This is a genomic window from Ruegeria sp. BE1, from assembly GCF_056538885.1.
In genome coordinates, this window is record NZ_JBQFTY010000001.1 from 706186 (window position 1) to 732426 (window position 26241).

General features: G+C 59.0%; 31 protein-coding genes and 1 tRNA gene. 18 read left to right on the forward strand and 14 right to left on the reverse strand.

Annotated features, from left to right (window positions below; all coding sequences use genetic code 11):
* The first annotated feature begins 67 nt into the window (after window positions 1-67).
* From ACR0J5_RS03505 to rpoD, 3 genes are all read left to right on the forward strand, one after another.
* Window positions 68-364 carry a hypothetical protein gene (locus ACR0J5_RS03505; protein WP_480650460.1) on the forward strand — a complete coding sequence of 99 codons (297 nt, stop codon included), beginning with the start codon at window positions 68-70 and terminating at the stop codon, window positions 362-364.
* A gap of 80 nt (window positions 365-444) precedes the next feature.
* Window positions 445-2391 (forward strand): DNA primase, encoded by a 1947-nt coding sequence (gene dnaG, locus ACR0J5_RS03510; RefSeq protein WP_480650461.1) that lies wholly within the window; start codon window positions 445-447, stop codon window positions 2389-2391.
* 114 nt (window positions 2392-2505) lie between these two features.
* On the forward strand, window positions 2506-4497 hold the full coding sequence (rpoD, locus tag ACR0J5_RS03515) for an RNA polymerase sigma factor RpoD (protein WP_480650462.1): 1992 nt from the start codon (window positions 2506-2508) through the stop codon (window positions 4495-4497).
* 193 nt (window positions 4498-4690) lie between these two features.
* On the opposite strand, the gene ACR0J5_RS03520 is transcribed toward rpoD, so the two are convergent.
* Window positions 4691-5701, reverse strand: coding sequence for a helix-turn-helix domain-containing protein (locus ACR0J5_RS03520; RefSeq protein WP_480650463.1), 1011 nt, complete (start codon window positions 5699-5701; stop codon window positions 4691-4693).
* A 312-nt stretch (window positions 5702-6013) separates the two neighbouring features.
* Between ACR0J5_RS03520 and ACR0J5_RS03525 the strand changes: the two genes are divergently transcribed.
* The 6 genes from ACR0J5_RS03525 to ribD all read left to right on the forward strand — a co-directional run bounded on the left by ACR0J5_RS03525 (window position 6014) and on the right by ribD (window position 9599).
* Window positions 6014-6451: a thiol-disulfide oxidoreductase DCC family protein gene (locus ACR0J5_RS03525; RefSeq protein ID WP_480650465.1), complete on the forward strand. Its 438-nt coding sequence runs from the start codon at window positions 6014-6016 to the stop codon at window positions 6449-6451.
* Between the two features lie 51 nt (window positions 6452-6502).
* Entirely contained in the window at window positions 6503-7000 is a 498-nt protein-coding gene (locus tag ACR0J5_RS03530; protein ID WP_480650467.1) for a DUF4166 domain-containing protein, read from the forward strand.
* A gap of 78 nt (window positions 7001-7078) precedes the next feature.
* On the forward strand, window positions 7079-7480 hold the full coding sequence (locus ACR0J5_RS03535; RefSeq protein WP_480650469.1) for a hypothetical protein: 402 nt from the start codon (window positions 7079-7081) through the stop codon (window positions 7478-7480).
* Window positions 7481-7496: 16 nt separating this feature from the next.
* Window positions 7497-7910, forward strand: coding sequence for a secondary thiamine-phosphate synthase enzyme YjbQ (locus ACR0J5_RS03540; protein ID WP_480650470.1), 414 nt, complete (start codon window positions 7497-7499; stop codon window positions 7908-7910).
* A gap of 121 nt (window positions 7911-8031) precedes the next feature.
* A complete protein-coding gene (gene nrdR / locus ACR0J5_RS03545; protein WP_480650472.1) occupies window positions 8032-8502 on the forward strand; it encodes a transcriptional regulator NrdR in 471 nt (156 codons plus the stop codon).
* Window positions 8499-9599: a bifunctional diaminohydroxyphosphoribosylaminopyrimidine deaminase/5-amino-6-(5-phosphoribosylamino)uracil reductase RibD gene (gene ribD / locus ACR0J5_RS03550; RefSeq protein ID WP_480650474.1), complete on the forward strand. Its 1101-nt coding sequence runs from the start codon at window positions 8499-8501 to the stop codon at window positions 9597-9599. Before nrdR ends, ribD begins: the two co-directional genes overlap by 4 nt.
* Before the next feature lie 100 nt (window positions 9600-9699).
* Here the strand turns inward: ribD and ACR0J5_RS03555 are convergent, their stop codons facing one another.
* From ACR0J5_RS03555 to ACR0J5_RS03565, 3 genes are all read right to left on the reverse strand, one after another.
* Window positions 9700-11700 (reverse strand): capsular polysaccharide biosynthesis protein, encoded by a 2001-nt coding sequence (locus ACR0J5_RS03555; protein ID WP_480650476.1) that lies wholly within the window; start codon window positions 11698-11700, stop codon window positions 9700-9702.
* Window positions 11700-12806, reverse strand: a complete 1107-nt coding sequence (locus tag ACR0J5_RS03560; protein ID WP_480650478.1) for a polysaccharide biosynthesis/export family protein — start codon at window positions 12804-12806, stop codon at window positions 11700-11702. Before ACR0J5_RS03560 ends, ACR0J5_RS03555 begins: the two co-directional genes overlap by 1 nt.
* Before the next feature lie 115 nt (window positions 12807-12921).
* Entirely contained in the window at window positions 12922-14202 is a 1281-nt protein-coding gene (locus ACR0J5_RS03565) for a capsule biosynthesis protein (RefSeq protein ID WP_480650480.1), read from the reverse strand.
* An 8-nt stretch (window positions 14203-14210) separates the two neighbouring features.
* Here ACR0J5_RS03565 and ACR0J5_RS03570 point away from each other — a divergent pair, with 8 nt between their 5' ends.
* The 6 genes from ACR0J5_RS03570 (at window position 14211) to ACR0J5_RS03595 (ending at window position 17566) form a co-directional block, all read left to right on the forward strand.
* The gene (locus ACR0J5_RS03570; RefSeq protein ID WP_480650482.1) at window positions 14211-14339 is read left to right on the forward strand and encodes a hypothetical protein; all 129 of its coding nucleotides are present in this window, start codon (window positions 14211-14213) and stop codon (window positions 14337-14339) included.
* Window positions 14340-14355: 16 nt separating this feature from the next.
* Entirely contained in the window at window positions 14356-14943 is a 588-nt protein-coding gene (locus ACR0J5_RS03575; protein WP_480650484.1) for a riboflavin synthase, read from the forward strand.
* Window positions 14944-15046: 103 nt separating this feature from the next.
* Entirely contained in the window at window positions 15047-16168 is a 1122-nt protein-coding gene (gene ribB, locus ACR0J5_RS03580; RefSeq protein WP_480650486.1) for a 3,4-dihydroxy-2-butanone-4-phosphate synthase, read from the forward strand.
* A 2-nt stretch (window positions 16169-16170) separates the two neighbouring features.
* Window positions 16171-16722, forward strand: a complete 552-nt coding sequence (locus tag ACR0J5_RS03585) for a 6,7-dimethyl-8-ribityllumazine synthase (protein WP_480650488.1) — start codon at window positions 16171-16173, stop codon at window positions 16720-16722.
* The gene (gene nusB / locus ACR0J5_RS03590) at window positions 16719-17201 is read left to right on the forward strand and encodes a transcription antitermination factor NusB (protein WP_480650489.1); all 483 of its coding nucleotides are present in this window, start codon (window positions 16719-16721) and stop codon (window positions 17199-17201) included. The genes ACR0J5_RS03585 and nusB overlap by 4 nt, the downstream gene beginning before the upstream one ends.
* Before the next feature lie 59 nt (window positions 17202-17260).
* Window positions 17261-17566, forward strand: a complete 306-nt coding sequence (locus ACR0J5_RS03595; RefSeq protein ID WP_480650491.1) for a hypothetical protein — start codon at window positions 17261-17263, stop codon at window positions 17564-17566.
* Window positions 17567-17785: 219 nt separating this feature from the next.
* Here the strand turns inward: ACR0J5_RS03595 and ACR0J5_RS03600 are convergent, their stop codons facing one another.
* On the reverse strand, window positions 17786-18640 hold the full coding sequence (locus ACR0J5_RS03600; RefSeq protein WP_480650493.1) for a hypothetical protein: 855 nt from the start codon (window positions 18638-18640) through the stop codon (window positions 17786-17788).
* Window positions 18641-18842: 202 nt separating this feature from the next.
* Between ACR0J5_RS03600 and ACR0J5_RS03605 the strand changes: the two genes are divergently transcribed.
* Window positions 18843-19274, forward strand: coding sequence for an MmcB family DNA repair protein (locus tag ACR0J5_RS03605; protein WP_480650495.1), 432 nt, complete (start codon window positions 18843-18845; stop codon window positions 19272-19274).
* Here ACR0J5_RS03605 and ACR0J5_RS03610 read toward each other — a convergent pair.
* Window positions 19271-19459 (reverse strand): DUF6324 family protein, encoded by a 189-nt coding sequence (locus tag ACR0J5_RS03610; RefSeq protein WP_480650496.1) that lies wholly within the window; start codon window positions 19457-19459, stop codon window positions 19271-19273. The genes ACR0J5_RS03605 and ACR0J5_RS03610 overlap by 4 nt on opposite strands.
* 77 nt (window positions 19460-19536) lie before the next feature.
* Here ACR0J5_RS03610 and ACR0J5_RS03615 point away from each other — a divergent pair, with 77 nt between their 5' ends.
* Window positions 19537-20019, forward strand: a complete 483-nt coding sequence (locus ACR0J5_RS03615; RefSeq protein ID WP_480650497.1) for a GNAT family N-acetyltransferase — start codon at window positions 19537-19539, stop codon at window positions 20017-20019.
* Window positions 20020-20066: 47 nt separating this feature from the next.
* Window positions 20067-20143: transfer RNA gene (locus ACR0J5_RS03620), tRNA-His, on the forward strand.
* 93 nt (window positions 20144-20236) lie between these two features.
* On the opposite strand, the gene ACR0J5_RS03625 is transcribed toward ACR0J5_RS03620, so the two are convergent.
* The 8 genes from ACR0J5_RS03625 to ACR0J5_RS03660 form a co-directional block, all read right to left on the reverse strand.
* Window positions 20237-21043: an ABC transporter permease gene (locus tag ACR0J5_RS03625; RefSeq protein WP_480650499.1), complete on the reverse strand. Its 807-nt coding sequence runs from the start codon at window positions 21041-21043 to the stop codon at window positions 20237-20239.
* The gene (locus ACR0J5_RS03630; protein WP_480651431.1) at window positions 21040-21927 is read right to left on the reverse strand and encodes an ABC transporter permease; all 888 of its coding nucleotides are present in this window, start codon (window positions 21925-21927) and stop codon (window positions 21040-21042) included. Before ACR0J5_RS03630 ends, ACR0J5_RS03625 begins: the two co-directional genes overlap by 4 nt.
* 67 nt (window positions 21928-21994) lie before the next feature.
* A complete protein-coding gene (locus ACR0J5_RS03635) occupies window positions 21995-22708 on the reverse strand; it encodes a transporter substrate-binding domain-containing protein (RefSeq protein ID WP_480650501.1) in 714 nt (237 codons plus the stop codon).
* A gap of 33 nt (window positions 22709-22741) precedes the next feature.
* Window positions 22742-23518 carry an ABC transporter ATP-binding protein gene (locus ACR0J5_RS03640; RefSeq protein ID WP_480650503.1) on the reverse strand — a complete coding sequence of 259 codons (777 nt, stop codon included), beginning with the start codon at window positions 23516-23518 and terminating at the stop codon, window positions 22742-22744.
* 125 nt (window positions 23519-23643) lie between these two features.
* The gene (locus ACR0J5_RS03645) at window positions 23644-24396 is read right to left on the reverse strand and encodes a phosphate/phosphite/phosphonate ABC transporter substrate-binding protein (RefSeq protein WP_480650505.1); all 753 of its coding nucleotides are present in this window, start codon (window positions 24394-24396) and stop codon (window positions 23644-23646) included.
* On the reverse strand, window positions 24393-24830 hold the full coding sequence (locus tag ACR0J5_RS03650) for a tellurite resistance TerB family protein (protein WP_480650507.1): 438 nt from the start codon (window positions 24828-24830) through the stop codon (window positions 24393-24395). Before ACR0J5_RS03650 ends, ACR0J5_RS03645 begins: the two co-directional genes overlap by 4 nt.
* Window positions 24831-24850: 20 nt before the next feature.
* The gene (locus ACR0J5_RS03655; protein WP_480650509.1) at window positions 24851-25300 is read right to left on the reverse strand and encodes a tellurite resistance TerB family protein; all 450 of its coding nucleotides are present in this window, start codon (window positions 25298-25300) and stop codon (window positions 24851-24853) included.
* 122 nt (window positions 25301-25422) lie between these two features.
* Window positions 25423-26196, reverse strand: coding sequence for an isocitrate lyase/PEP mutase family protein (locus ACR0J5_RS03660; RefSeq protein WP_480650511.1), 774 nt, complete (start codon window positions 26194-26196; stop codon window positions 25423-25425).
* Window positions 26197-26241 lie beyond the last annotated feature (45 nt).

The following is a 26241-nucleotide window of genomic DNA, read 5'->3' on the forward strand; positions in this document are numbered from 1 at the left end:
ACGGGAATGGAAGGGGCGTCGTGCTGCGAGTAAGCTGCTGCGAAAGACATGATTCCCGGAGTTCCCAATGTTGCGTATCGCCCTTGCGGCCGTTTTTCTGGCCACCCCTCTGGCCGCTCAGGAAACCAAAGAGCAAAGCTGCCAATTTCAGGCCGAAGTTGTCGCGGCGATTCAGCAGGCGCGTCTGGACAAGGTCAAAGAGCGGGACGTACCGCAAGCGGTCGCAGATACTGGCCCGACCTGGCCCGAAAACTATAATGCCGCCATTCCACTGATTACGCCTTGGGTCTACGAGCAAAAGATGCGCGACGTCCGTAAGAAAGACCTCGGTGCCGCTTGGCTGGAGCTGTGCTTGCAGCAATAATCCACAGATAGGCCAATTCCCTGTGGACAACCGCGCGCCATCCCCTTGGCGTGCGTTTTCATTTCTGGCAGGTTTAAGCCATGTCTTTGCCCCCCGGATTTCTTGATGAGCTGCGCACCCGTCTGAGCCTGTCTCAGGTCGTTGGCCGAAAGGTCATGTGGGATCAGCGCAAGTCCAATCAGGGTAAGGGGGACATGTGGGCGCCATGTCCGTTTCACCATGAAAAGACGGCCTCGTTCCATGTGGATGACCAAAAGGGGTTTTACTACTGCTTTGGCTGCCACGCCAAAGGGGATGCGATCAGCTTTGTGAAAGAGACCGAGAATGTCTCTTTCATCGAAGCGGTCGAGATACTTGCGCGCGAGGCCGGGATGCCCATGCCGCAGCGCGATCCCAAAGCGCAGGAAAAGCAGGATCGCCGCACGCAACTGGCTGAGGTGATGGAGCAGGCGGTGCAGTTCTTCCGCCTGCAACTCAAAACCGGGGCAGGGGGGGCTGCACGTGACTACCTGACCCGTCGGGGCCTGGACGCGCAGGCGCTGGACCGGTGGGAGATCGGTTTTGCCCCCGATGGCTGGCAGAACCTGTGGGATCATCTGACAGGCAAGAACGTGGCCGAAGACCTGATCCTGGGGGCCGGTCTGGCCAAGCCCTCGAACAAGGGTAAGAAACCTTATGACACGTTCCGCAACCGGATCATGTTCCCGATCCGCGACCCGCGCGGGCGCTGTATCGCGTTTGGCGGGCGGGCGATGGACCCCAATGACAACGCGAAATACCTGAACTCACCCGAGACCGAGTTGTTCGACAAAGGCCGCAGCCTCTATAATCACGGCCCCGCGCGACAGGCGGCGGGGAAGGGGCAGCCGCTGATCGTGGCCGAAGGGTATATGGACGTGATTGCATTGGCCGAGGCCGGGTTTGGTGCCTCGGTTGCGCCACTGGGTACCGCGATCACCGAGCATCAATTGCAATTGCTCTGGCGGGTTTCAAACGAGCCAATCATCGCGCTGGATGGCGACACGGCGGGCCTACGCGCGGCGATGCGGGCGGTTGATCTGGCGCTGCCGCTTCTGGAGGCGGGCAAGTCTCTGCGCTTTGCCCTGATGCCCGAGGGCAAAGACCCCGATGATCTGCTGCGCGCCGAAGGGCCGGGGGCCGTTCAAGCCGTACTGGAAGGCGCGATGCCCATGGTCAAGCTGCTGTGGCAGCGCGAGACCGAGGGCAAGGTGTTCGACAGCCCGGAACGTAAGGCTGCACTGGACAAGGTACTGCGCGACAAGATCAAATTGATCCGCGACCCTTCGATCCGGTCGCATTATGGACAGGAAATCAAAGACCTGCGCTGGCAGCTGTTCCGCCCGCAACGCCAGCCGCAGAACCGCCCCTGGCAACCGCGGGGCAAGTGGCAGCCCAAACCCGCGGCAACTCCGGGCGCGCGCGCCTCGTTTCTGGCCTCGTCCGAAGGGGCGGAAATTCAGCTGCGTGAGGCGGCGATTCTGGCCATCGCAGCCCTGAACCCCGAGGTCGTGGTTCAGTTCGAACAAGAACTGGATGACATGGAATGTCGCGATCCCGATCACGCGGCCCTGCGGGATGCTATCTTGCGCCACGCGATTGACGACCCCGAGAACCTGAAAGACCACATTGCAGAAACTTTGGGACCCGAGGCCCTTGAAAACCTGCTGGCCCTTCGCCATGTCGCAGTGATCCCTTGTGTGTATAAACCGGGCGATGTCGAAAAGGCGCAGATGACTCTGGCCGAGGAACTCGCAAAGATCAAAGCTCTCAGGGGGTTGGACGCAGAGATTGCCGAAGCCGAGGAGGAACTGTCCGAGCTGGCAGATGAGGCGCTGACATATCGGCTGGCCCAGGCCGCCGAAGAGCGCAATCGCACAAGCCGAAGCCAGAACGAAGACAGGGCGATATTCGACGTGGCCGACAACGGTGCGCGAATCAACCGCGACGAGAAAGACGCGTTTCAGGCAATCATGTCCGGTATCAATTTCGAGCGGAAACGCCGGTAAAGTGGTGTTTTCGTAAGGCACTGGAAAAGAAAAACGGGTAAACGGGTGGCCGAATCACTTCTACGCGCTAATGATTCGGACCTAACGAATCACCCATCCCTGCAGGAGCATTGAATGGCCGCCAAGGATACCAACGAAGACCGCAAATCCGACGAGCAGGAACAGGAAATCTCGCTGGACATGAGCCAGGCCCAGGTCAAGAAGATGATCGCCGAGGCCCGCGAGAAAGGTTACATCACCTACGACCAGCTCAATCAGGTTCTGCCGCCTGATCAGGTCAGCTCGGAACAGATCGAAGACGTGATGTCGATGCTGTCCGAGATGGGCATTAACATCATCGAAGATGAAGAGGCCGAAGAAGAGGAGAACAAAGGCTCGACCGAACTGACCACGACCGAAAGCAACCGCGAGGTTGCGCTTGCCGGGGCGGCGACCGAAAAGCTGGACCGTACCGACGACCCTGTGCGCATGTATCTGCGCGAGATGGGGTCGGTCGAACTGCTGAGCCGCGAGGGCGAGATCGCCATCGCCAAGCGGATTGAGGCTGGCCGGAACACCATGATTGCCGGTCTGTGCGAAAGCCCGCTGACCTTCCAGGCGATCACCATCTGGCATGACGAATTGTTGTCCGAAGACATTCTGCTGCGTGACGTCATCGATCTGGAGGCCACTTTTGGCAATCAGTTGGACGAAGACGGCGATGTGGAAGAGCCTGTGGTCGACACGTCAGCTGTACAGTCGAACAAGCCCGCCAAAGAGGACACGGGCCCTGAGCTGGATGCCGACGGCAACCCGCTGAACACCGACGATGACGACGACGAAGACGATCAGGCCAACATGTCGCTGGCCGCGATGGAAGCTGCGCTGAAAGATCAGGTTCTGACGACGCTGGAGCGGATCTCGACCGATTTTGCGATGCTGTCGGAAATGCAGGACAGCCGGATTTCGGCCACACTGAACGAAGACGGCACCTTCAGCGAAAAGGACGAGGCGACTTATCAGAAGCTGCGCGCCGAGATCGTGGAACTGGTGAATGGTCTTCACCTGCATAACAACCGGATCGAAGCTCTGATCGACCAGCTATACGGCATCAACCGCCGTATCATGTCTCTGGACAGCTCAATGGTGAAGCTGGCGGATCAGGCGCGGATCAACCGCCGCGAGTTCATCGACGCCTATCGTGGCCGCGAGTTGGACCCGAACTGGCTGTCGGATATGGCGGAAAAGCCGGGCCGGGGCTGGCAGATGTTCATCGAACGCTCGACCGCCAAGGTTGAGGAACTGCGCAACGACATGGCTCAGGTCGGTCAGTATGTCGGGCTGGATATCTCTGAGTTCCGCCGCATCGTGCAGCAGGTTCAAAAGGGCGAGAAAGAGGCGCGGCAGGCCAAGAAAGAAATGGTTGAAGCCAACCTGCGCCTGGTGATCTCGATTGCCAAAAAGTACACGAACCGCGGCCTGCAATTCCTTGATCTTATTCAGGAAGGTAACATCGGCCTGATGAAGGCGGTGGACAAGTTTGAATACCGCCGCGGCTACAAGTTCTCGACCTATGCGACCTGGTGGATTCGTCAGGCGATCACGCGGTCTATCGCGGATCAGGCACGCACGATCCGTATCCCGGTCCATATGATCGAAACGATCAACAAGCTGGTTCGGACTGGCCGCCAGATGCTGCACGAAATCGGCCGCGAGCCGACGCCGGAAGAACTGGCCGAAAAGCTGCAAATGCCGCTGGAAAAGGTCCGCAAGGTGATGAAAATCGCCAAGGAGCCGATCAGCCTCGAAACGCCGATTGGCGACGAGGAAGACAGCCAACTGGGCGATTTCATCGAGGACAAGAATGCCGTGCTGCCTCTGGACAGCGCCATTCAGGAAAACCTCAAGGAAACCACCACACGGGTTCTGGCCTCGCTTACCCCGCGCGAAGAACGGGTGCTGCGGATGCGGTTTGGCATCGGCATGAACACCGACCATACGCTGGAAGAGGTGGGTCAGCAGTTCAGCGTGACCCGCGAACGTATTCGTCAGATTGAGGCGAAGGCGCTGCGCAAGCTGAAACATCCCAGCCGGTCGCGAAAGCTGCGGTCTTTCCTGGATCAATAAAACCAAGGGCGCCTCGACCGAGGCGCCTTTTTTCTTTCGATTACGCTGTTCACAATGACCGGTTTGGCGATGACTTTGGCGCGAAATCACAAGTCATGCACCCAGCCTGTCCTTATATCACCATCGTCCACTCATGGGACAGGCCGGGGCGAGGTTGTGCCACTGATGACCCCCGGCCACCCGCATCCATCAGTCAATCAAAGTCCAACCGGGTGCGGAATGTACTCGGGGCCTTGCCGGTCCAACGTTTGAAGGCGGTAGAGAAGGCCGGCTGATCAGCATATCCCAAGGAAAACGCGATCTCGGACAAGGGCATGCCGTTTGTGATGAAGGTTTGCGCCAGATCGCATCGAAGATCATCGACGATTTCGCGATAGGTGATCCCTTCGTCTTTAAGACGGCGGGCAAAGGTGCGCGCGCTCATCCCCAGCGCGGTGGCGGCCTCGTCCGCAGTGATGATCGTTCCTGGCAAAGAGCGGGTGATCAACCCTTCGACCTGACCACGCAGTTTTTGTTTGGGGGAACGCCGCTCGGACAGAACACGCTCGGCATATTCTAACAGATGCGTCCGCAGGTTTGCATCGTAGGTGGGGACGGGCATGTCCAACGCCGAGGGGGCCAGAACGATTTCCATACGCTCTGCGCCGAACACAACCGGGCATCCGGCCAGTTTCTGAAACAGGGCTTGGTTTTCTCCGACTTCGTGCTGAAATCGAAGCTCGATTGGAAAAAAGGTGGTCTGCGTCAGGGCGCGCATGCGGGCAAGGCCCGAGAACAGCAGAAACTCGGTCCTGCGATGGTATCGGGCGAAACTGGCATCCTTCCAATCGGCTTCGATCGTGGCAAAGTTTCCCGCGAGCCGCAGGCTGAACATCAGCGCGGGGTCAATCATTCTGTGAAAATACGATGTGTTTTCCATCACCTGCCGCAGATCGCGGGAATACTTACTGATATAGGCCGTCAGGCTGGAAGAGGATCGGAATTGCAGCCCAGCCTGGGCCGCAAAGGTTATGTCGCCAAGGGCGTCGCAGGCATAGCGTACAAATAGGGCTTCTTGATGAGCACTGTAGGCTGCTGCAGGCGGCGCGATGCTGTCCCTGCTGAGGTCGCATTTTCGCAGGATACGGTCACTCAGCCCGGAGTCATGGCTTTTTTGATCAAGCGCTTTGGTCAGCAATCGGATGCGGGCAATATCAACTTCCATAACTCATCATACCCTAAACCTGATGCGCAAACGCGTCTGAAATCGGATGTATTGAAAACATGAATTGTCCGGAATTCGAATGGTTTTGGCAGATGAACACAAGACCAAAGCTTGGCACATTCCTATTTTTCGGTTGTTGTCGGGTCTGTGCCTTTTTTTGGGGATGAGGTCCGAGCCCCGGAAACCCACCTACCCCCGGAGGCTCCCCGACACGCCCTTTCCTTTGTTCAACGCCGGATGTCCTCTTGTCGCATTGTGCAGGGTGCAGGGGGATGGAAAGGTCCTGGCAAGGAAGGGGTGAGCCCGAAAGACATGCAGGACACCGAGCTTATTCACTTGAAAGATATCCGCGATGCCATTGTTTTCGATGGGGAGTGTGTTTTGTGTTCCAGCTTCTTCAGGTTCATGCTGAAGCATGACGCCGCGCATCGGTTCCAGTTTGCCACGGCGCAATCGCCACTGGGGCAGCGCCTGTATCATGAACTTGGCCTGCCCACGCAGGAGTTTGAAACCAATCTGGTGATCGTGGATGGCCAAGTTTACCAGCACTTGGATGCCTTTGCCGCGGCAATGCGAAACCTGCCCGGGATCTGGCCCGTTCTGTCTGTGTGCAAGCTGTTGCCGCAATGGATCAAGATGCCGCTCTATAAATCCATCGCCAGAAACAGATACGCGGTCTTTGGCCGTACTGAAACCTGCCTGGTACCGGATGAGGCGCTGCAATCCCGGTTTCTTCCCATGGGGTTCTGAGTGCTTTCTGACCCGTTTCTGCAATCTCTGCCTGATGGGGCGGAGGCCCCCATGGCGGTCAGGACGTTGCATCAGACCACGGGGCGCTTTGCTGGCCGTTGCAAAATAGCGCGCGGGCAGGGTTGGATGGTCGCAGTCGCGCTGCGCCTTGGCCGGTTTCCCTCCAACGCTGAGGACATCCCGGTCAGTGTGGAAATCAAACACCTGGGGGGCGTGTGGACGTGGCGGCGCGATTTTGACGGTCATGTCACCGAATCCCGGATAACCTATGATCACAGCGCCGCCTGCGTTCGTGAGCAGCTGGGGTGCATTACCCTCTGGCTGACCGTCCAACCGACAGAGGGTGGTCTGTCTATACACATCAGGCAGCTAAGCGTTCTGGGCATTCGCTGCCCCGCATTTCTGCTGCCAAGGTCCGCAACAACAGAATGGCAGGGTGAAACGGGGCAGTTTTGCTTTGATGTGTCAGCAGATATGCCGGGGCTGGGGCGGTTGATCCGGTATCGCGGCTGGTTGAAACCTGTTCACGAGACGCGCCATCCGGACTAAATTCATCGTGAAGCGGCTTTGTCACGTTATAAAGTAAACTAGGTCGACACTTACCTTGTAACAGGAAAGAGTATGATCATGAAAAAGCTTATGACTTGCGCAGCCCTTGCTGCAATTGTGCTGAGCACTCCGGCCTCGGCGACCTTTGCCCGGTTTGGTTACCAGACCGCTGGTCTGAACAGCACTGATTTTGAGGTGATCCCACGCGGACGCACCGATATTGACGGGTACTGGTGTGCGGCGTCCGATTTTGCGCGCAGAACACTAGGGGCCAGCTGGAAGCAACCCATCTACGTCAAACGTGGCTATGGCCCAAGCGAAGCAACAGGGCGCAAAACGGCCGTGCAGTTCACACTGAAGGCTCCTGCAGGCGCGCCCCAGCAAAAGGGCGGGTTCAATACCTATACCTTCCAGCCGGGTAATAGCCTGTCTGTGTCGGCCGCCAATGCGCGCTGCAGCACACGGCAAATCTTCGACTGATCCGGACCAACGCCTGATGCAGACCGAGTTTATTATTTCGACGCAAGGTGCGGGGCTCTATGAATTCACCCCGGATGTGCGCAACTGGCTTAACTCGGTCCAAGGCGATGGATTGTTGACTTTGTTCGTGCGGCATACGTCATGCTCGTTGGTGATACAGGAAAACGCGGACCCTGAGGTGCAGACGGACCTGCACGCCTTTTTCAACCGGCTGGTGCCGTCGTCAGATCACCCTTCCATGGCATATCTGCGGCACACCTATGAAGGACCCGACGATATGCCAGCCCACATCAAGGCCGCGCTTTTGCCTGTATCCGTGTCGATCCCGGTTGCATCCGGACGGCCCGTTCTGGGCACGTGGCAAGGGATATACCTGTTCGAACACCGAACGGCGCCCCATCAACGCAAGGTCGCGGCGCACTTTGCATAGAGTCATTATCTTGCGGTTAAAAATTCCGACTACCCAAATCCTAGCGTCTGCCCTATAGTTGTGGATAAGTAGGCCACAGCGCTTACAAAAAGAGGCGGAACAAGGGACGAGGAGACGGCGGATGCGCTGCCCGTTTTGTGGGAATATCGACACTCAGGTCAAAGATTCACGTCCGGCAGAGGATCACGTCGCGATCCGTAGGCGCCGGTTCTGCCCCGCGTGTGGTGGGCGATTTACCACCTATGAGCGCGTGCAACTGCGTGATTTGGTGGTGATCAAGACCAACGGAAAACGTGAGGATTTCGACAGGGACAAGCTCGAACGCTCTATCCGCATCTCGATGCAGAAACGCCCGATTGAGCCAGAGCGCATTGATCAGATGATTTCGGGCATCGTCCGCCGGCTCGAAAGCATGGGCGAAACCGACATCCCCTCAAACAAGATCGGCGAGATCGTCATGGAAGCTCTGGCGCGGATTGACACCGTGGCTTATGTTCGCTTTGCAAGCGTGTATAAGAATTTCCAGGCGGCCGATGATTTCGAGGAGTTTGTCCACGAACTGCGCCCGCCGCAGCCTTCGACGGACGAGTGAGCGAAACAGATAAGCGATATATGGCGCTGGCCTTGTCTTTGGGTCGGCGCGGTCAGGGGACGTGTTGGCCAAACCCTGCTGTGGGCTGCGTTATTGTGCGCGATGGCCGCATTGTCGGTCGTGGTTGGACGCAACCCAGTGGTCGCCCGCATGCCGAACCGCAAGCCTTGAACCAGGCTGGTGAGGCCGCGCGGGGTGCGACGGCCTATGTCTCGCTAGAGCCGTGTTCCCATCATGGAAAAACACCTCCTTGCGCCGAAGCATTGATCAAGGCGGGCGTGGCGCGGGTGGTGTCGGCGGTCGAAGACAGCGATCCGCGGGTGGCTGGGCAGGGCTTTGCCATGCTGCGTGAGGCAGGGATCGACGTCACCACAGGTGTTCTGGCCGAGCAAGCCGCGCGGGACCATGCGGGATTTTTCCTGAAGACCGAACAGGGACGCCCCTTTGTGACGCTCAAACTGGCCAGCAGTTTTGATGGGCGGATCGCAACCGCCACCGGGCACAGCCAATGGATCACGGGGTCGCAAGCGCGTCGGGCGGTGCACGCCATGCGAGCGTGCCACGATGCGGTGATGGTCGGGGCAGGGACAGCGCGGGCGGATGATCCGTCGCTGACGGTGCGCGACCTGGGGATCGCGACGCAGCCGGTTCGGGTTGTCGTCTCACGCCATCTGGATATTCCACTTATGGGGCATCTGGCCCGCACGGCGGCTGATGTTCCGGTCTGGCTCTGCCACGGCCCGTCCCCCGATGCCGACCGCGCCCGCGCTTGGGAGGGGTTGGGCGCAAAGCTTATCCCTTGTGCGTTGCGGGATCATCATATTGATGCGGCCGACCTGCTACAGCAGCTGGGGAATGCAGGCTTGACGCGCGTATTCTGCGAAGGCGGTTCGGCACTGGCGGCGTCTTTGCTGGCCGAGGATCTGGTGGATGAGCTGGTCGGTTTCAGCGCCGGTCTGACCATCGGGGCAGAGGGGTTGCCCGCCATCGGCGCTCTTGGCCTGGATGCGCTAGAAGCAGCGCCCCGGTTTGAGCTGATGGAAACCCGCGCTATCGGACCGGATGTCTTGCATCGCTGGTCGCGGGCGCTGCGCTAAAGCGTCTCGGGTTTAACTTGAGACACGAATACCCTGCCACGCCTGCGGCGTTCTCGGGACATTCGTGTCGCAGAGTGACTCAGGTAAAACCCGGAACGCTCTAGGTGCGACGCCACAGATGCGCGTGGGTTGCCAGCGCCCCCTGCAGTTTGGACAACAACCGAAGTGACGGGCCACTGTTGTTTGCAGTGCCGTCAATCAGGCGATCCACGGCAACTTCCACCGGGCAAGGCTGTCGCGTGAGCGGGTCCAGATAGCGCGGATAGTCGATCAGGGCTGCGTGTACCAATCCCAACATGGTCGGTTGTGCTCCGCGTCTGGCGGGCACTGATCCCAAATCCTGTGTCAGGCCCCAACCTGCGTAGAAGGGCGCCCCCAAGGTCGTGACCCGCACCCCGCGCATCAGCGCCTCGAACCCCAAAAGCGATGTCATGGTCCAGACCTCGTGCACCTGTGACAGCAGCGATGCGGGATCGGTGCCGGTCACAACCAGATCGGCCAGACCGTCCTCGACCGCGCCTTCGCGCAGACCGGCTTCGACATCCGGGTGCGGTTTGTAGATCAGGATTGCATTCGGATTGGCCTCGCGCGTGGCGCGCAGCAGGTCAGTGTTCGTGCGCACCGCCGTTGTTCCCAGCAGGACCGAGGCATCGTCCTGCACCTGTCCGGGAACCAGAATGCGATGCCCGGCAGGAAGATCAGGGGCCTCTGCGCCGGTGTTATACTTGCTCAGATGGCTGTCGATGATCCGGGCGACCAGCCGTTCGGCCCGCAATTCCTGATCCGGCCGCAAATGCGCCCGCGCGGCGATCATGTCTTCAATCTGGCTGGGATGGGTGGGATCGTAATAGATGCCCACCGTGTCGGTCGCAAGGGACAGGGGCGGGACAAGATCGGCACCCAGCCCGCGCGACCGCAGAAATCCGTCTTCGATCCGAACCGCGTTGTCCATATCCCGCGCCTGGTTTGCCCAAACCATATGGGGGCGGTCCGCGTCAGCCGGGGGTAGATCCGTGAACCTGACCTTTTCGACACTGCCGAACATCTGCTGCAGATGCTTGCGTTTCCATAGGCGCATGCCAGAGGCGGTCCACCCTTTGTGGTCCTGCCGCCATGCGCGCGTCTGTGCCTCTAGCGTATCCAGCACCGTTTCTAGGGCGCAAAGCTGGTCCCGAAAGGGATCGTACCACGTGGGATAAAGGATCATGCACGCGGCAAACAACTGCGCGCGGGTCAGGTTGCGTTGACGGCGCGCCACGGGGTCTTCGTCATTGGTCAGGCCCCAACCGGCATAGAAGGGCTGGCCAAAGACCCGCGGTTTATGTCCGGACAGGATGGCCTCAAACCCCAACTGAGACGACAGGGTGTAAACGCCCGTCGCCCCTTCGAGCAGGGTCCAGGGGCTGATCTGGCTGTCAATAATCGACACGCGGGCCGAGGCGTCCTGATCTGAGAAGTAACCGGTGCGATGCCCCGATGTGGTTTCCGGGTGTGTTTTGATCAGGATGTGGGCACCGCGGTTTTCCTCTTGTGCGATGACCAGCATCTCGCGAAAGCGCGCGTCATTGCCCTTGCTGGCCGTGACCGAGGCATCGTCGCGGACCTGATCCACCACCAGCACATAGCCAGGATCGGGGGCAGGCAGGGCTGGATCAACGGCTGAATATTTGCTGAGGTGAAGCTCGCGCATGCGGTCCATACAGTAGCGTGCGCGATTCAAAAGCGCGGTGTCGTCCAGTGGATGCGTGGCCAGCAACTGTTCAAGATCAGATGGGTGCGAGGGGTCGAAATGCACGCCGGACCGGTCAAGCAGAAGGCCCAGAGGGGGCTCTCCGTTACGGCCTGGATTTAAGGAGCGGAGAAAGGCATCTTCGACCCGCAGGAGTGGTGCGTTGTGCCTGGCGGCCATGGTCAGACCGCGATGTGCGGTCGGGCTATTGCCCCAAATGCCGACCATATCCCCTGTCCGGGGAATGCCCAGACGAATGTCATAGCCGGACAAATCCAGAATGCGCCGAAGACGCCGTTGGGTCAGAAAGCCACCATTATAGACGCACAGCCGGGTACGTTCAGGGCCGGCTGAAGCGTCGTCGGTCTGCATCAGCCGCCCGTCAGCGTCGCAACGTTTGCAACCGGAGTCAGACCGCCCGCAATCAGAGAGATCGATTTGCTCCACTGTGCATAGGGCGCTTCGGTGACATAGATCGTGTCGTCATCGCGGATCACGAAGTCGCGGGCCACAAACAGACCGTTGGGCTCGGTCAGATTCAGCAGGTAGATCATGCGCTGATCGCCCTGCAGGTCCTGCCGCCCCATGACGGTGCGCGCGATGTCCTGCCGCTCTTTGCGCAGGACAAAAATGCCGGTCGGGTCCGAAGACAGGGATTGTAGACCGCCCACCTGGGCCAGCGCCTCAAGCGCGGACAGGTCTTGTGTGTCAAAAGCCACGCGGGACTGGCCTGTCGCCCCCAGCGCGATGTAGGACCGGCTGTCGGCTTCGACCAGAATGCGGTCTCCGCCGCGCAAGGCGACATCCAGACCGGGGTTGCGGAACAGGTCATCATACCACACGGTGCCGCGATCATTGCCCCGGATCAGCGTCACCTGCGCAATATCGGACCCAACAGCGACGCCACCGGCCTGGGAGAGCATGCCCAACAAGGTGCGGCTGGGGGATTCAATCGGATAAACGCCCGGCGCGCCGATCTCACCGGTTAGCGAAACGGTCGAGCCATTGCCCGCCTGACGACGCACTTCGACCTGCGGGTCAGGTGTCTGATCCTGCAACTTGCTTGTGATCAGTTGGCGCAACTGTTCCGGCGTGTTTCCAGCGGCATGAATACGTCCGGCATAGGGGACAAAGATGAACCCGTCGCTGTCCACCTGCATCTGTTCCAGTGCCGTGGCACCCGAGAGCTCACCAGACAACAACCCATCATCGACATTTTCCCAAACCGTCAGGCCCAGAACGTCGCCCGGACGCACCGTGTCAGCGGTCAGTTTTGGCGCATTACGGAACGTGCTTGAGAACCCGAATTGCTGGATCGCGGATGTGGCGCGCGCAACCCGGTCGTCCACTTCGACCACAAACGCATTGCCGCCTTTGGTCGTAGAACCTGCCAGAATCTCATTCTTGTTGGGCCCGGCCTTAGGCAATTGGCAGGCCGCCAACAGGCCGATTGTGACCGCAAGGGAAAGGCCCCTCATCCATCGGATTGGAAAGCGCTGCACTGCCGAATATCCTCAGTCATTCTTGTTTAGTTTTTTCTTTTGCGCAGGCTACCCGTTTAGACGGGCAACTTCCAGTTCCAACGCGCTCAAATCACTCAACCAACCGCAACTGTGGCGTCTGCGCCTCTGATGCGGTGAGAACGGATTGGTAGGGATCGCTGGTGCTGAGCATTCTGTCAGCCACCCCGCGCAAGAGTTGCCGCCGCCCACGGCGCGAGTAAAATCCACCTGGAAGCTGGCTGGTTTTCAGCAAAAACTGGCGGTAGCGCTGATAGGCCTCCTGATCCGGCAGCATCGGGTCCGAGAAGAAGGCAGGCAAGGGCTGGTGCGAAACGAATTCGGGCTTGTCATAGACCGACCGGCCAAAGATGCGCAGCGGGATACCGCGCCACAGCACCTGCTGCCCGGCTGTGGAATTGATCGTGACGGCCGATCGTGCGTTGTCCAGCAGATTGGCGAGCTTGCCGCCGGGCACATAGTGGACCCGATCCGAGACGCCGTAGGTTTTTGCCAATTGCTGCACCCGCCATTGAAGCGGCTCGCGATGATTTTCAAGCGGATGCTCTTTGACGACCAGCCTGTGGTGGGATGGGGCACCTGTGGCGAAGCCTTTGAAGACGTCTTCCAGAAAATCGGACATGCAGGAATAGTCCGAATGGGATTGCACCGACGTGTCATGGCCCAGTTGAAGCAGCACCAGATGATAGGGATGGCCGCCGCCAAGAACCCGCGCTGTTGCCCAACCCCGTTTGATCCGGTGAAACGGCATAAGCATCAGGCGTTTAAAATAAAGCTGGAATTCTTTCGAGACGGGCAGTGCCCTGTGTCTGCGGAAATTGCGATAGCGCTGGTTCAGAAACAGGACGAACCAGTGGTACAGTGCCCCGTAAAAGATATGCTGCCGCATGTCGCCCCAGTGTGACGGGGGCGGAACCTGAGCGCCGCTTTCCTCCAGCGCGCGGTCCATCTGTGCGACATCCAGTGACATCAGGCGGGAATTTCCGTTCGAGCCGAACCTCTCATACGTCACCCACCAGGGGCGCAGGTAACCCTCTTCGAAGACGTGGACCGTGACACCTTTGGTCCGGGCAATCTCAATGGCGTTGGCATGGACGGGGCGCGTATCGCCATAGAGCACGATGTCGGTGACACCGCGCCTGTCAATCAGGTTGGCCAGGGAATCCGGCCAGCGTTCGATCGCGTCGCGAAATGGGATGTAAGAGGTTTTGTCGAACCAGAACGCCCGATCCCCAGCATTGAAACCAACACGCCAGACCGCAGCTCCGGTATCCCGCAATCTGCGGGCCAGCCTGTAAAAGAACGGGCCATGCGGTCCTTGGAGAAACAGAAAAACGCGGCGTTTCTGATCCATGGTTGGGGATGATTTCACTGCTGTTCTTGCCTTTTGTTGATGAAATTATGCCTGTTTCGGTCATTCGCGGCAAGGTTGGGCTTGTTCGTTCGGCTGGTTGGCCTTACCTCGGCGTGGAACACTGGGCCAAGGTATAAGACAGGGGTTAGCGGAATGTTTACAGGGATCGTCACCGATGTCGGCATCGTTACTGAGCTTGATCAACAAGGTGATCTGCGGGCCCGGATCAAAACCGCCTATGACACGGCGGGTATCGATATCGGCGCGTCCATTGCCAGTGACGGCGTCTGCCTGACCGTGATTGCATTGGGCGATGACTGGTACGACGTTCAGATCAGCGCCGAGACCGTGTCAAAGACCAATCTGGACAGCTGGCAGCTGGGTAAACGCGTCAACCTTGAGCGCGCGCTCAAGGTCGGGGATGAGCTTGGCGGCCACATCGTATCCGGTCATGTCGACGGCGTGGCCGAAGTGGTCGGCTTGAAGGATGAGGGCGACAGCACGCGCGTTACCCTGCGTGCGCCCAAGGATTTGGCAAGGTTCATTGCGCCCAAGGGATCAGTCGCTCTGAACGGCACGTCTTTGACCGTCAATGACGTGGACGGGTGCGATTTCGGCATCAACTTCATCCCCCACACCAAAGAGGTGACGACCTGGGGTGATGTCTCTGTCGGGGACAAGGTAAACCTTGAGATCGACACGCTGGCCCGCTACGTGGCCCGTCTGGCCGAAATGTCCTGATTTAAACGCCGCGTTCTGACCGGTTCGCGGCGTTTGCAGACTGGCCTTTGCGCGCGCGGTGGTCTATCCACCCGTGCAAACTTGCTCAGCGAAAGGCTGCCCAATGAGCTTTGAAACCCCCGGACCCGTCGAGGCGCAATTGCGCGACGCGATCAGCCCGATTGAAGAGATCATCGAAGAGGCGCGCAAAGGCCGGATGTATATTCTGGTCGACCACGAAGATCGCGAGAATGAAGGCGATCTGGTCATCGCGGCCGAGTTTGCGGATGCTGAGGCAATCAACTTCATGGCCACCCATGGGCGCGGGCTGATCTGCCTGCCGATGACGGCAGAGCGGGTGGATGCGCTGGGCCTGCCGATGATGGCGGTGAACAACTCGTCACGTCATGAAACTGCGTTCACCGTATCGATCGAAGCCCGCGAGGGTGTCTCGACCGGGATTTCTGCCGCAGACCGTGCGCTGACCGTGGCGACGGCGATCAACGAACAGAACACGATGGCGCATATCGCGACGCCGGGCCACATCTTCCCCTTGCGCGCCAAGCGGGGTGGGGTACTGGTGCGCGCGGGTCATACCGAGGCCGCCGTGGATATCTCTCGCCTCGCTGGGCTGAACCCCTCGGGTGTCATCTGCGAGATCATGAAGCCCGACGGCACCATGGCGCGTCTGCCCGATCTGGTCGAATTCGCCAAAACCCATGACATGAAGATCGGCACGATCAGCGACCTGATCACGTATCGGTCCCGCAATGACAATCTTGTGGTTGAAACATCGCGCGAAACCGTCACCTCGGAATATGGTGGCGAGTGGGAGATGCGCCTGTTCACCGATCAGCTTCATGGCATCGAACACGTGGTCATGATCAAAGGCGACATTACCACGCCTGAACCTGTCCTGACCCGCACCCACGCCCTGCACGAAGCGCCCGATATTCTGGGCCTCGGGCCCAAATCCTCGCGCGAACTGCCCCGCGCGATGGAGAAGATTGCCGAGGACGGTCGCGGCGTCGTCTGCCTGTTCCGCCAACCTCGGAATTCGCTTTATGCGGTCGAGGATGAAGGCCCGCGGACAATCAAACAAACCGGGCTGGGGTCTCAGATCCTCTCAAAACTGGGCATTCAAGAGCTGGTTCTGCTGACCGACTCGCCCGAAACCGTATATCTGGGGCTCGACGCCTTTGGTCTGTCCATCGTCGGCACCCGTTCCATCCTCAAGGAAGACTGATCGTGGCTGAACAAGACAAACACGGCGTCCTGCCGACCCCGACCTTCGACAAACCGGTGAAACTGCTGCTGGTGGTGGCCCCGTTCTATCGTGCCATAGCCGACAATATGGTCGCCGGTGCCAAGGCCGAGATTGAAGCCGCTGGTGGTAGTTGCGACGTGGTCGAAGTTCCCGGTGCGCTGGAAATCCCGACGACCATCGCCATGGCGGATCGTCAGTGCAATTACGATGGTTATGTCGCGCTGGGCTGTGTCATTCGCGGCGAGACGACGCATTATGAAACCGTGTGTAACGATTCCAGCCGGGCCATTCAGTTGATGGGCCTGCAGGGCCTTTTGATCGGTAACGGCATCCTGACGGTCGAGAATGACGAACAGGCCGAGGTCCGCGCCAATCCAGAAAAGATGAATAAAGGCGGCGGAGCGGCCGCTGCGGCCTTGCATCTGATCGCGCTCAGCCGTAAGTGGGGCTCTTCCAAAAAGGGCGTGGGTTTCAAGCCCCCGTCCGAGTCCATCCTGGTGGCGGGCGACAGCAACGGATCCACGACAGCATGACCCAGACAGACGCGCCGAAACCGGCCAACCAGAAACGCCTTATGAAATCCGCCGCACGCCTCTATGCCGTGCAGGCGCTGTTCCAGATGGAGCAGTCGGGCCAGACGACTGAACAGGTTGTGAATGAGTTTCTGGATCACCGGTTTGGCGCCGTCTACGAGGGCGAGGAAATGCTGGACGGCGACATCCGCCTGTTCCGCAAGCTGGTTGAGGATGCGGTAAACTACCAGGCCGCCATCGACCAGATGACCGACCGCGCGCTGGTGGCCAAATGGCCTATCGCGCGTATCGACCCGACCCTGCGTGCCACGTTCCGCGCGGCAGGGGCTGAACTGACCCAAAGTGACACGCCCCCCAAGGTGGTCATCAATGAATTCGTCGATGTGGCCCGCGCCTTTTTCCCTGAAGGTAAAGAGCCTAAATTCGTCAACGCCGTTCTGGACCACATGGCGCGCGAGGCCCAGCCCGAGGCGTTCTGACGCCTTTACTCGGGCCTTACATGCGCTAAGCTGAATGTCAGAGCGCAAGGAGGCCCGTCATGCCCAAACTCATCCGCCTTTACATCACTCAGGTCGCCTGGGGATTCGTGATCTCAGCCGTGTTTGTCGGGGTGCTTCTGGCGCTGAACGTCGCGAACCTGCGCGGCCTGATCTGGGGCTCGGATGTGGGTCTTATCGCCTTGGCGATGATCTGGTTCATGAACGGGATTGTGTTTGCAGGGGTCCAGTTCGCCTACAAGATCATGAGCATGGCGGAAAAGCCGGGCGGGCCGCGTCGTGGGTGGCCGGTGGTGAACATGTTCAAACCTGCGGTGGCCAAGCAAGAAGCCCGCGCAGAGCGCTGAATTTTATGGAAAATGTGGCGGGACCACCAGTCAACCGTGCGGTGTGATTCCCGAGGACCTGTATGTACAGGTGGGCGCCAGGTAATCAGGCCAGGACCTGAACAGAGCCAGCCCCCTCGGAATTGCTTAAGGCCACCAGAATGCTACCAGTCACAAGAAGGGCAGAACCCGCCACGGGTTTAACTAGGGCGTGTGATCGGGTTTCACAAGGGGCTGCGCTCAGAACACGTCCTGAAATCGCTCGGGGATTTCAAATGTCCATTTCTTGCGCGTGCGCGCATGCCGCCACAAACCACGTGCATTCTTCGACCAGGTTTTCTTGATCTGGTTCCGCACGCGACGGAAATTGAGGTCCACCTGACGTGGCGGGCCCGATTCAGCCAGCACCTGCAACTGATCGGAAATTTGGTCCAGAGTCTGATACCAGCCTTCACCCGCGATCCCCGGCACCATCTGCGCGTCTGAATCGCTGATCTGATGCAGCCGATGCCTTTGCCTGTCCTTGAGCATGTCGTGATCGATGAATTTCAGGTGGAACAGGAACAGCTTATCCGACAGCAATCTGTCAGGGTTAGATGAGAAATGCTGCCCCAAGCTCCATCTCACCGGTTTGCGGATGATGCTGGGCTTGCAATAGAAGGTGTTGACGCGCCCATAAGACCGCTGAGAAAGGATGCCACGCGATGAATCGAGCCGTTCCTCCAAGTCGATGCGGTGGATGATCTCGATTGCGAACGGGGCGATAACGTCTTCGGTTGTTTCGTTCAGAATAAACGCAATAGGGTCTGGCCCATATTGCGGGTCCAGCGTGATCAGTTCATCCACGTCGCCACCCAGCACCACGTCGAAACGCATGGTCAGCGAACTGGCGAATTGTGACAGGAAATCCCACCTGCGCCGGTCCCAACCGATGGTCGCCTCGTCGCGGGGCAGGGTGATGATCTGACATCCTTCGGTGTTTTGCGGAAGAGAGCTGTCTTTTCCATCCACCAGAATGAACAGGTTCTCGCGGGGCACAAAGCGTGAATAGTAGTCGATCCAAAGCTTCAGAAAGAAGTCCTCATTTCGGATCATGGTCCAGATTGCGACGTTCGAATGCACCCGAGGCAAACCCTTTTTCCAAAGCTTTCGATTGGATAGCGCGACAGGGTTACGTTGTCCACAACAGCCATCGTGACGGATGACCTCTGAGCAGCAAACGCGACACCTGTATGTACCTGAGGATCAATGAGGGAAAAATCTTGAGATTTGTTCCCGTATTGTTCACATTGATAGCATGACTCTTGATCTGCAACCCGGACAAAAACTGGCGCGTGGTGTGTCCCGCCACTTGCTGACGCATGGATTTGTTTCCGTTGAGGAATTCGTTCCAGCCCGTGGTTTGCGTGTCGATGTGATGGGGCTGGGTCCAAAAGGCGAACTGTGGGTGATCGAATGCAAATCCAGCCGGGCTGATTACCAGTCGGATTCAAAATGGCAGGGGTATCTTGAGTGGTGTGATCGGTTTTTCTGGGCTGTGGATACCGATTTTCCCACCGAACTGCTGCCCGAAGAGACCGGGCTGATCATCGCCGATGCCTATGACGCTGAAATCATACGTATGGCGCCCGAGGACAAGCTGGCCCCGGCCCGGCGCAAGAAGATGGTGCAGAAGTTTGCCTGTGACGCTGCGCGTCGGTTGCAGGCGCTGCGGGACCCCAGGATTTAGCTTTTGACCGCAAGCGCGGCCTGAACAGCTGCGCGGATTTCCTCGGCGATTTCTTCGGCCTCTTCGGGTTCGAAATCCATGGGAATTTCGACGCCATCCGCCTCGATGAACAACCGCACCATGCCTTGATCGGTGGGACCGATCTGCAAATTGGCCTGAATGTCGCGTTCGGTGTTGATGCCCATATGCGCCTCCGGAGATGAGCATTTGTGCTAACGCGCAAAGGGTTGAGAATCAAGCTGCCTTTGCGCTCAGATACGGTATGGATGATATTCGGATCAGAGCGTTTCACGCCGGGGATGTAGCCTGGCTGGTTGAGCAGCACGGCTTTTACTATGAACGTGACGAGGGGTTTGATTCCAGCTTTGCCGAATTGGTCCAAAACATCCTTCGCGGTTTTGTCGAATACCATGACACCAATACCGAACGCGGTTGGATCGCGGAACGGCAAGGCCGAAGGCTTGGCAGCATCTTTTGCGTCAGGCTGAATGACAACACTGCAAAACTGCGCCTGTTTTTCCTATTGCCCGAAGCGCGTGGACTTGGCCTGGGACAACGTCTTTTGGATACGTGCACAGGCTTTGCCCGCAGCGCTGGTTACTTGCAGATGCAGCTCTGGACACATGAAAGTCACCGCGCCGCCTGTGCGCTGTATCGGCGCAATGGTTGGCAGTTATTGGACAGTAAACCCGTGCGTTCCTTTGGGGTCGATCTTGTCGAACAAAGCTGGAAAATTCGGCTTTAATCCTCTTGCAATCCCCCGGCGCGTTCGGTACATCGCCCCTCACGAGTGCCGCCTTAGCTCAGTTGGTTAGAGCGCTGGATTGTGGATCCAGAGGTCCCCTGTTCAAGCCAGGGAGGCGGTACCATCTCCTTCAAATCGGTCACTATACAGCGCGCAGATTGAGTTGTTGGGCGTGTTGGTGTGTTTCTATTGGAAAACCCAATAGCGCGCCAAAAAATCAGCGCGCCAGGTTCAGTTTCAGCTTCATTTTGCTTCGCTTGGCCGTAGGCAGATGGCGGTTTAACCGCTTGTTGACCAGTCCAAACAGCCCGATCACTGCCAGAGTCAGCAGGATGAAATAAAAGGCCAGAATCGGGTAGGGTATGAACGGGTTGAACGTCTTGTCCGCAAAATAGCCCGCGTAATACAACGCATCGCCCCGTTGCTGCCAGACCGGAAAGGCCGAGAAGAAGACCAGCGTGGTGGCGTGGAACAGAAAGATTGCCTCATTGGTGTAAGCAGGCCAGGCCAGCCGCAGCATGGTGGGCCAGACGATGCGGCGGAATCGCGCCCAACCGGTCATGCCATAGGCGTCTGCGGCCTCGATATCGCCCTTGGGGATCGACCGCAGGGCGCCATAGAAGATTTCTCCTGAATAGGCGGCCGTGTTGCAGAACAGCACGATCAGAGCGCCCAACCAGGCCGAGGTCAGCGCGTCGAGAAACGGAAAGCTCTGTTTCAGCGACAGGAAGAAAAAATAGGCAAAGAAGAACTGGATGAACAAGGGTGAACCACGGAACAGAAAGATGAACCACTCGGACGGCTTGCGAAGCCACTTGTTCGTGGATGCCTTTCCAACGGCCAGTGCGGTGGCCAGAAAGAACCCGGTCGCTAGCGCCATGATCCCGAAATAGATGTTCCAGATCATGCCCGATCCGATCAGGGTGAACTGCTCGCACAGGGTATAGTCATTGCGGGGCAGAAGACGCTCGCCAATGCCGATGGACCGCAGGGCATAGTCCTGAATGGTCTGGATGCAGCTCATGCCGTTGTCTCCTTGCGCAGCAGTTCCCCGCCCGAGGTCGCCTGACCGTGGGCGAGGCGGCGCATCAGCCTTTCAAGGCCGATCTCTGAGACACGGGTCATGCCCAGGTAAAACACGAGCAGGGCAAGGAAATACCACATGCGCCAGTCGCCATGCGGGTATTGGGTGAATTTCGGGTTCTTGAACGATCCCAATTCGCGCGCCCAATAAACGATGTCTTCGATGCCCAGCAGAAACAGCAGCGGTGTGGCCTTGATCAAGACCATCCACAGGTTCGACAGGCCGGGCAGGGCATAGACCCACATTTGCGGCACCAGAATGCGCCAAAAGGTCTGGCGGCGGGTCATACCGTAGGCCTCGGCGGTTTCCAGCTGTGCATGTGGCACAGCGCGCATGCCACCAAACAGAACGTTTGCGGCAAAGGCCCCGAACACGATGGAAAACGTCACGACGGCCAGAAAGAAGCCGTAGGTTTCATGCACCCATTCGGGCGCGCTGCCCAAGGGCAGCTTGGCCGCCTGACAGACGATAAAGTCATTTCCCTGCCGGATCGGATCGGTCCATTCCGGGCACAGGATCTGATGCCGCGTCCATTCAAACGCCTGATCCAGCGCAATGACAAAGAACATGAAAAACGCGATGTCAGGCACCCCGCGCACAATGGCGATATAGCCTTTGCCCAACAGGGCCACCGGCGGGAAATGCGACCGGGCGGCCATTGCCCCCAAAAAGCCGAACCCCAGCGCCACCGGTGCTGTAATCGCCAGCAACAGCAGGACCTTGAAGAAGGATAGGTAAAACAGCCAATGAACGCCGTTGGTCAGGTAACAGGAAAACCAACGGACGGTGCCGAGCGTTTCGGGATCAGTGCAGAACGAGAAAATGGCGGGCCTCTTTGACTTGCAAGGGCTCTGAGGCGGCGCGCCCTAGGGGAGGCGCGCCGCAGAGTTATCAGAAGGTCGAGGACACTTCCCACTTGGTGATCAGCGTGTTCAGGCTGCCATCGTCCTTCATGGACTGGATCGCCGCGTTGAACTTCTCTTTCAGCTCACCATCGGATTCACGGATGCCCATGCCGACGCCACCGCCCAGCGGAACTTCGTCACCCACGAAGACCAGGCCCGAGCCATCTTCGGTGAAGGGGGCGAGGAAGGATTTGTCAGCCAGAACCGCGTCAGCTTCGCCGTTGCGCACAGCGGCGATGGTTTCTTCGGGGCTGGCAAACTCGACCAGAGTTGCACCGGAATCGGCAACATAGCCGGCCTGAATGGTACCGGTTTGCGCGGCAATCACGCCGCCTGCCAGATCAACGCCGTCGGACATGGCGATATAGGCCGACGGATCCGGCGGCGTGTAGTTTTGGGTAAAGTCGATGACCTCGTCCCGCTCATCCGTGATCGACATGCCTGCGATGATGGCGTCGTAGTTGCCCGAGACCAGGTTCGGGATGATCGAATCCCAGTCGTTCTTGACCCATTCGCAATCCAGGCTGGCACGCTTGCACAGCTCATCGCCCAGTTCACGTTCGAACCCGTCGATCTCGCCTGCGTCGTTGACGAAATTCCACGGCGCATAGGCGCCCTCGGTGCCCAGACGGACGGTGTCCGCCATGGCCATACCAGCGCCAAGCGCCAGGGCCGCAGTGGTCAGAATCAGTTTTTTCATTGGATACTCCCCAGTTTGTTTTCTGTCCTGAAGTTAAGCCGCCTGAGTGGCGGATAGAAAGCCCCGAAGCCGTTCGGATTCGGGGGAAGTGAAGATATCTTCGGGCAGACCTTCTTCCTCGATCAAGCCCTGATGCAGGAACACGACATGGCTGGAAATATCGGCCGCCATTTTCATGTCGTGGGTTACGATGATCATGGTGCGGCCCTCAGCCGCCAGATCCTTGATCACCTTGATCACCTCTTGCTCAAGCTCGGGGTCCAGCGCCGAGGTCGGCTCGTCGAACAGCAGCGCCTCGGGTTCCATGCACAGACCGCGAGCGATGGCCGCGCGTTGTTGCTGACCGCCAGACAGTTGCGCGGGATAGACATCGCACTTGTCGCCAATGCCCACTTTGTCCAGATACCGGCGCGCGCTATCCTCAACCTCTTGCGGGTCGCGGCCCAGAACGGTGACCGGGGCCTCCATAACGTTTTGCAGGATGGTCAAATGAGCCCACAGGTTGAATTGCTGAAACACCATCGACAGGTTGGTGCGGATGCGCAGAACCTGTTTGGGGTCTGCAGGGCGGCGGTTGTGCATATCCCCGGACCAGCGCACAGGTTCGCCCTTGAACAGAATCTCGCCCTGCTGGCTGTCTTCCAACAGGTTACAGCACCGCAGCAAGGTCGATTTGCCGGACCCGGACGAGCCGATCAGCGAAACAACATCCCCGCGTCTTGCCGTAATATCGACCCCTTTCAGCACTTCCAGATTGCCGAAACTTTTGTGGAGGTTTTTGATTTCGATTACGGGAGTGGAATCTGTCACGAAGGGCCCATGTGTTAGCGGTGTTGGTGCGGTAATAGGGCTTAAAAATCGGTGCAATGCAATGCGCAATTGACATCATCGCGGGCTGAAACAGTCAAATTGACCAAACGTAGTGCTCAATTTGATCAGCGGTTGGGCCCGGTGGTATAATCCTGGGACGGATTGGGAACCGCAAGATAAGCGCTGGCGGGAATGTCGATCAGGCCGCGCAGATGCAGCGCTGCACGGTCCGCCTGAGACAGATCACCAATCGCTGCCCGCAGGGCTTGGGCGATCAGGGGCGCGTCCTGATCCTTGGCGGTGATAAAGGGCAGGGCGGGGGTCGGCGGTGTTGCGCAGACTTCGCGCAAATCCGTGCCAAGTGTGCTGTGCTCTTTCAGCAGTTCCCAGGTCAACGCGTCCAAAGCCGCGACATCAGCCCTGCCCGATGACACCGCACAGGCCGATTGTGCATGGCTGCCTGTGGCGAGAAAGGCAGCAGGGCGCTGCCCCGCCTGTTCCAAGTGCACGATCGGAGCGGCCCAGCCGGATTGGGACAGGACCTCATTATAGGCGAAACGACCGGCGATCAGCTGATTCAAATCGCGCGTATCGTCCTGACGGACAACGAAAATCGATCTGTAATAGCCCGGTGGGCAACCTGCCAGACCATAATCGGGTGTTCCGACCAGTCGCACTGTGCTGTGCAACCGGGTGCGATAAGGCATTCCGCAGGTTTGGGCCAGAACAAGCGCGGGGTGTTGCCAGATTTGCCATGGATCTGCGTCGCGGGTCAGAGACTCTGGCCCATAGCCCAGATGGCTGCGCACCAGTGACCAGAACCGGTCATTCACCGGCTGTAGCGCGGGCATGTCATACATGCCCAGCGCAGCTATCACGATTTTGCAGCCTTTTGCCGGGCCAGCGCCGAATCCACGTCGCTTACACCCAAAAGGCTGACCACCAGCCGCAGCAGCGAGTCCTCTTCGCCGGTGCGCTGCCCATCGGCCAGCGCGACCGACCACATGGCCTGTACGACGGCGAGACGGTCGTCATAGGGAACGGCCTCTTTTATGGCGCGGGTAAAGCGGACGGTGTCGGGGGCCTCGGCCTCAAGATCTTCGGCGCGGGCGCGCAGGGCTGCGGCTTCGAACGGCGACAGGCCATAGCGTTCGGCCGAAATCTTGTCGATTCGGGCCATTTCCGTATCGGCGTAATCGTTGTCGGACCGGGCGATACGGACCAGCAGGGCCGTCAGGGCAAGGCGGGCATCATCATCGGCAAGTGGGGCGGGGGCGGGCTGTGTCAGCCGGGCCAGAAAATCACTGAACATGAGTTAGATATAGAGGGGCTCTAACGCTCTTCCAAGCTTCTTTGCACACGCTCGCGCGCGGCCTTGCTGTCGTTAAAGCTCAGGCCCATGGCGATACGGGCCTCTTCCACGATCTCCATCTCGCCCTCGTCGGAATTGCCATCGGCCAGCACCACCTCCCACAGGGCGTCCAGTGCGGCAAGACGTTCATGCAGATCGGTGGTCTCGCGGATCAGCTTGCCGAACGTGTCGGTATCCGGAGCCGCCGCATGCAGCTTTTCACAGGTTGCGCGGACCTTGGCGGCCTCAATCGCGTTGTGCTGGTACAGCCGCGCCAGAATGCGGTCGATCAGGCTGATTTCTTCCAGCTTGTAGTCCCGGTCTGCCTGCGCCACGCGCACCATCAGCGCCCCAAGCGCCAGTTCGGCGTCCGGGTCCGGCAGATTGTCGTGTTGCGGTGGGCGAAAAGCCTGCAAGAATTTCTTCAACATACCGTGAGGATATTCCATATTTTGTAGCCCGCCAAGCGCGGACTACCCCTCATAGGTCCAAATTGTCGGTCTTTGGCCGGGCAAGGCGAAAACACGCCTAACGCGATCCAAAGGTGCAGGCATCAACCGCCCTGCAAGGCTTGCGCGGCCTGTTCCTGCAACCATCCCAGCATTTGACGATAGGGAACCGGGCCGTAACTGATCCGCGCGACGCCCAGCGACGCCAGCGTCGCGGTGTCGGGGGTGCCGGGCAGGGCGATGATATTCACCGGCAGATCGGTCGATTCGCACAGCCGGGCGATCATCGCCTCATTCTTGAGGCCGGGCGCAAAGAACCCGCTGGCCCCGGCGTCGGCATAGGCTTTGGCCCGCGCGATGGCCTCATCCAGCATCGCGTCACTATGGGTTTCCGGCTTGGCCTTCAGGAAGATATCCGTGCGGGCGTTGATAAAGGCGGGAACACCGGCCAGATCGCACCCTTCGCGCATGGCGCGCACGCGGGCTTCCTGCGTTTCGATGTCATAGAGATCACTGGTCCCGATGATCTGGTCTTCGAAGTTAAAACCGATCACGCCTGTCTCAAGCGCGCGCTGGACATTGGCGGCAACGCCGACCACGTCGACCGCATAGGCCCCTTCGAAATCCAGCGTTACAGGCAGGTCAACTGCCGCGACGATTCGGCGGACATTGTCCAGCGCGGCCTCCATGGGGATGTTTTGGCCATCGCCATACCCCTGCGCCATGGCCACGGGCGCACTGCCGGTGGCAATCGCTTTGGCCCCTGCATCGCGGACGGCACCCGCGCTGCCTGCGTCCCAGATGTTGTACAGGATGACCGGCTCGCCCTTTTTATGCAGGGCAGCAAAGTCTTCCGCTTGCGTGATTTGATTGGTCATGGCGGTCTCCTGTCACTGGGGTGAGGACAGTTAACCGTGGAAAGG